The sequence below is a fragment of the Acinetobacter sp. UBA6720 genome (genome assembly GCF_002454215.1).
Taxonomy (GTDB): Bacteria; Pseudomonadota; Gammaproteobacteria; order Pseudomonadales; family Moraxellaceae; genus Acinetobacter.
Genome location: NZ_DKIK01000087.1, coordinates 1 through 5,833 on the forward strand (window position 1 = coordinate 1; position 5,833 = coordinate 5,833).

The following is a 5,833-nucleotide window of genomic DNA, read 5'->3' on the forward strand; positions in this document are numbered from 1 at the left end:
CCAACCCAACCCACTTCACGAACAGAGTTCGCCCATGCGTAAAGGTAAAGCGCCTCTAAGTCGAATACGACGAAGAAGATAGCAACCAAATAGAACTTTGCTGATAGGCGGATACGTGCACCACCAGCACCAACCACACCTGATTCAAATTGCTCTTGCTTGGCACGGCCCCATGACTTACCCCCAAGGAGTAATGGAACGGTCAGCATAAAGACGCAAAGAAATGTAACGCCGATCACGAAGGCAATAATTGCCCATTCGTATGGAGTAATGGCACTCATGCGGGGATAACTCCTGGCAGGCCTAATTTATTAACAAAGAATGTATGTATTGGCCTTCAAATACACCAAACACAAAATTAATCCCGCCAATTGTACCCGATTGATGACGTAAGTTGCTAGCTTATAGATATTCGTCTTTAGGATGATTTCTCATCGTTTTTTGAGATTTTTTCTATGCAAGCCCTTTTATTTTAAAACTGATCGTTTTCTTAAATAAAACAGTACTATTCTATTATTTTTCTAAATTTTCATCTTACAGTTGGAATTCACAAACCTGTGGAAGCCCCTCAAATCATTTACACCATCTCTCTACACATGGCAGACCATCTACCAAAACGAGAAAAATCAACCGAACTAACCGTTTTTTTTATTCAGCAAACATAGATAAAAGCAAATTAAGTCACTCATATTTTTTGTGTTTATTTGCAAATCAAATCAATCAATAGATGCACTCAGCTTTTTCTTATGCTATTGATATAAATAACCAACAACAAAGAATAAGGAGCACCGAATGAGCCTAGAATTCACCCATAAACCTAATTATTTTTTATTTGCCCAGTTGCTTATTCGCCATGTTGAAAACTATGTCCGTAAACACCCCGATGCCAATAATGCTATTTTTGATTTACGCGACATTTATGAACTTTTTCGTCAAGACAAAGCTTCAGCTACCACCAATCTCGATGGCATTATGAATATTGTAGATGAATACAAAATTGAAACGATCAATGGTGACCAAAAGCTCATTAGCCGCTATGGCATAGATATACAAAACAATTCTCTGCTGATTGACTTTAATGCCAGTGCGCTTGAAAGCCTAAAACAAGGCAAGCAAATTATTTCCCCTGATGCCACTATTCAAGAATAAAAAAATAATGAAAAAAAGCACCGAACTTCGGTGCTTTTTCATACCACATAAAAATTAGTTTTTGGTGTCTGTGTTTTCTTTGACATTATATTTCTTTTTAGACTTACTAAAACGATGTGCTGGCCATATCATGGTAAAACGCGCGCCCCCTAAACTTGGACTTTGATCAACCATTACACGCCCACCAAACCAGTAAGCAATACGACTCACAATTGAAAGCCCCAAACCATAACCACCAGATGCACGAGTCCGACTATCATCTAAACGAGCAAATGCCTCAAAAACACGCTCACGCTCATCTTCGGGAATACCTGGCCCATCGTCCTCCACACAGACATAAGCCATCCCATTTTCATTTATACCACCACTCACCAACACCTGATGGTCACCATAACGTACGGCATTGCCGACTAAGTTTTGCACTACACGATGTAAGTAACGACGTTCAGCTTCAACCTGTAACGTTAAAGGTGGTGCATTTAAGTTGATTTCCTTTTGAGTCTTTAAGGCTTCAGTCTCTACCACCACCTGATCCAACACTTCAAACAAGACAATATTTTCAATATCCAAAGAAGGCGTACCTTGCTCTAATTTGGCATAAGTCATAATTTCATCAATTAAAGTATTTAAGGCCTCAATATCTTTATCAATCATATCAACTTGCTGCAGGCGATATTCATAATCGTCTTCTTCCGCCAACATTTCCATCCCAAAACGGATGCGCGCAACAGGCGTACGAAGCTCATGGGATACGGCGCGCATGAGTTCACGCTGTGCTTCAATCAAACGCTGAATGTGATCGGACATGCTGTTATAACTATTCGCCAGACTCGCCATTTCGTCTTTACCATCGACAGGCAAACGTAAAGTCATATCCCCTGCTTTCATACGGTTCAAACCATAATTAACCTCTCGCAACTTACGTTGCATAGGCACTAGCAAACCATATACCCCTAAACTGAGCACAAACAAACTTAATAAGGTAATCCCTGCTGCAAGCTGAAATGGCATCCAGTTGAAAATAGGTACAGGCCCAAGCACCAACACTTTATTCGGTGAACTTGGCAAAGGAGGAGAAACAATAGAAATGGTTGTACCGCGCACGGAAGCGCTATCGCGATATAAGATCACACTATGATCTAAACGCAATCGACCAATTTGCTCAGACTCAAGCGCAAGATTTTGCACTTCTTCAATATGTACAGGATAAGAGAAATACTTTTGTATTTTCGCTAAATACTCTTCCTCTTGACCTGGGTAATAGACCAAATAATCAAGAATAAAAATCGGGAGTGCTTTCATTTGCAACTCCCCAATTTTATCTACCTTAATATAGAGTAAATGATTTGGGTCATCTTTTAGACCAAGAATCAGATACGCAACTTGCGTTTGCGCATCATAACGTACAGCGGCTTTACGCTCGCTGATCCGTTTAGTCTCTGCTCGAGTTAAATTAACTTTACTTGCAGGAATCATATTAATGGGCAGTTCAAGCAGATCAGACGCATCTGAAATCCAGTCTGCTTTTTGCTGCGCGTTGGTTTGACGAGATACACCTTCACTAATAATAAAGGAAATCCCATCTGTTAATGATTCGCGATATTCTTGCACTCGCTGATAATTAATAATTTGCACAAGCAAATACGCCATGAGAGCTACGATAGCAACCAGCACGACTAACCCTGCATAGATACGCAAGAATATACTGTGTTTGAACACTAAAAATGTCCCACTTTAACGAATCAAATAGATGACTTAGATACCATTGGTTTCTTTAACAAATAAATAGCCTTTGCTACGTACCGTTTTAATACGTTTTGGATTTTCAGGATCATCGCCAATTTTTGGACGAATACGTGAAATACGTACATCAATTGAACGGTCCTGACCATCATATTCAATACCACGTAAGCGTTCAAAAATATCTTCACGCGATAAGATACGACCAGCATTTGAAGCAAGTAACCACAATAAATCATATTCAGCACTGGTGAAGTCAACCAATTCACCATTTAAAGTCACTGAGCGACCACCGTTGTCGATCACCAGATCATCAAATTCAATGCGCTGCGCAACTTCATCTTCTGGCGCCTTGTCGGTACGACGTAATAATGCGCGGATACGTGCAAGTAAAACGCGTGGCTGAACTGGTTTTGCCACATAGTCATCTGCACCCATTTCCAGACCAAGCACTTGATCCATATCTTCTGTACGTGCAGTCAACATCAAAATCGGTTGATGGTAATGTGGACGAACTTCACGACAAATCGTTAGGCCATCAGCACCTGGAAGCATGACATCTAGCACCACCATATCGGGTTGTTCTGCAATAATACGGCGAATGGCACGGTTACCATCGGGCTCTACCCCAACCTCAAGACCATTACGAATCAGGTATTCTTGAGTTAAGCGAGCTAGACGCTCATCGTCTTCTACGATTAAAATTTTTGGTAACTTTTCTTCTTGGCTCATGGAGTGCCCCTTTATTTTGACGACTTAACGTATCCTTTAAAATCCAAGGGATACGCTCTGATATAGTTTGCAATATACACACGTTTACATTGTAAACAAGATCTTGTTCACCAAACTGATACATCAAAGTAGCATTTTGTTATACATTTTTTTAAGCACAAAATAAGCACTTTCTCGCGTTTGCTCTATATCCAACCAAAGCAAAGAAACGTTTCTTTACAAATTGATGTTTTTTCACGCCAAACCACTGCTTTCAACCGTTTATTTCTACCCCACACATCTCTTTTTCACTTATCCACAATGTTATCTATAAGTACTTAAACCGAGCTTTGTTATGCTATCGCCTTGTCTAATAAGGCTTAATACAAGAATCATAAAAAAGGGATTTTTTTAGCGACCATTTCAATACAAGAGCAATCGAAATTTTTAATAAAATGTCAATATTGATCTACCCCGAATTTTCCCGTATCTTGTGTTCAATTAATTTTTAAACCACTAGGTCTTGTGTTTAAACCTCAAACACTGTGGCATAAAAATTGCCCAGTTCAAATGGTCCATAGACATAAAAATAGATGACAAAATGGAGCTATGCTAGCATGAGCGTATCAAATTCAACCCCTGGTCAAATTCAGGTGATTAAACGCACTGGAGATGTTGCCAGCTTTGACGCAGAAAAAATCTCTGTTGCTATTGGTAAAGCATTTTTAGCTGTTGAGGGTCAACAAAGTGCTGACTCAAGCCGCATCCACGATCGTATTTCACAACTTACCGAGATGGTATTAAATACATTTACGCGTCGCTTACCTTCTGGCGGTACAATCCACATCGAAGAAATCCAAGACCAAGTTGAACTTGCGCTAATGCGTACAGGTGAACAGAAAGTTGCTCGCGCGTATGTCATCTACCGCGATCAACGTGCTGACGCACGTAAACAAGCAGGTGAAAACCATCACCCAACACTACAAATCACTGACGCCAATGGTCAGCTTCAACCGCTTGACATGCGTAAGCTTGAAGCAACAGTAACTAAAGCGGCTGAAGGTTTAGAAGGCATTAATGTTCAAGCGATCATCGACGAAACCATTAAAAACCTCTACAACGGTGTAAAAGCGTCTGACATCGCAACGACGATGATGATGGCTACACGTACACGTATCGAACAAGAACCAAACTATACCTATGTCACGGCTCGCTTACTGCGTGATGAATTGGTTGCAACAGGTTTAACGTTCCTAGGCTTGTCTGAAGACACAGCTGAAGGCGATGCTTTAGAAACCTTCCTGAAGAAAGGTATTGCATTAGACCTCCTTTCACCAGAACTACTTAACTTTGACCTTGCAAAATTGGCAGCAGCGATTCAACCAGAACGTTCAAACCAATTTACTTACTTAGGTTTACAGACTTTATTTGATCGTTACTTCATCCACTCAGATGGCGTACGTTTCGAATTACCACAATTATTCTTCATGCGCGTTTCGATGGGTCTTTCACTCAACGAAGCAAATCGTGAAGAACGTGCAATCGAATTCTATAACTTACTCTCTAGCTTCGATTACATGGCATCTACGCCTACTCTGTTTAACTCAGGTACGCTACGTCCACAGTTGTCTAGCTGTTACTTGACTACGATTGATGATGACCTGTATGACATTTATGGCGCTATGCGTGATAACGCAATGCTATCTAAATGGGCAGGCGGTCTAGGTAATGACTGGACGCCAGTTCGTGCCTTGAACTCGTATATCAAAGGGACAAACGGTAAGTCACAAGGTGTCGTTCCATTCCTTAAAGTGGCGAACGATACTGCTGTTGCGGTAAACCAAGGTGGTAAACGTAAAGGTGCAGTCTGTGCATACCTTGAAACTTGGCACTTAGACATCGAAGAGTTCCTAGAGCTACGTAAAAACACTGGTGATGACCGTCGCCGTACGCATGACATGAACACAGCAAACTGGGTTCCTGACTTATTTATGCAACGTGTTTTTGAAGATGCAGAATGGACACTGTTCACGCCGTCTGAAACACCAGACCTACACGACTTAACAGGTGCAGAATTCGCTGAGCGTTATGCACACTATGAAGCAATTGCAAAAGAAACAAACATGTTGCACAAGAAAATCCGTGCAAAAGATTTGTGGCGCAAAATGCTGTCGATGTTGTTTGAAACTGGTCATCCGTGGATCACATTCAAAGACGTATGTAACTTACGTTC

Annotated in this window: 5 protein-coding genes; 2 read left to right on the forward strand and 3 right to left on the reverse strand. The window is 40.9% G+C overall.

The annotated features are described in order from the left end of the window. Positions 1–281, reverse strand: a 281-nt coding sequence (gene ndhC, locus B4F08_RS07720) for an NADH-quinone oxidoreductase subunit A (protein ID WP_291374028.1), incomplete at its 3' end; no start/stop codon positions are given. 511 nt (positions 282–792) lie between these two features. Here ndhC and B4F08_RS07725 point away from each other — a divergent pair. Then, complete coding sequence (locus tag B4F08_RS07725) at positions 793–1,149, forward strand: hypothetical protein (RefSeq protein WP_086208155.1); 357 nt, start codon at positions 793–795, stop codon at positions 1,147–1,149. 54 nt (positions 1,150–1,203) lie between these two features. Here B4F08_RS07725 and bfmS read toward each other — a convergent pair whose 3' ends face one another. After that, complete coding sequence (gene bfmS / locus B4F08_RS07730; protein WP_291374029.1) at positions 1,204–2,868, reverse strand: sensor histidine kinase BfmS; 1,665 nt, start codon at positions 2,866–2,868, stop codon at positions 1,204–1,206. Positions 2,869–2,904: 36 nt separating this feature from the next. Then, a complete protein-coding gene (gene bfmR / locus B4F08_RS07735) occupies positions 2,905–3,621 on the reverse strand; it encodes a response regulator transcription factor BfmR (protein WP_005007943.1) in 717 nt (238 codons plus the stop codon). A 596-nt stretch (positions 3,622–4,217) separates the two neighbouring features. Here bfmR and B4F08_RS07740 point away from each other — a divergent pair. Further along, positions 4,218–5,833 (forward strand): ATP cone domain-containing protein (locus B4F08_RS07740; protein ID WP_291374030.1); only part of this gene is annotated, 1,616 nt, incomplete at its 3' end.

Coding starts and splice junctions, on each gene's coding strand:
- B4F08_RS07725 (WP_086208155.1), top strand. CDS start 793: ATGAGCCTAGAATTCACCCATAAACCTAATTATTTTTTATTTGCCCAG.
- bfmR (WP_005007943.1), bottom strand. CDS start 3,621: ATGAGCCAAGAAGAAAAGTTACCAAAAATTTTAATCGTAGAAGACGAT.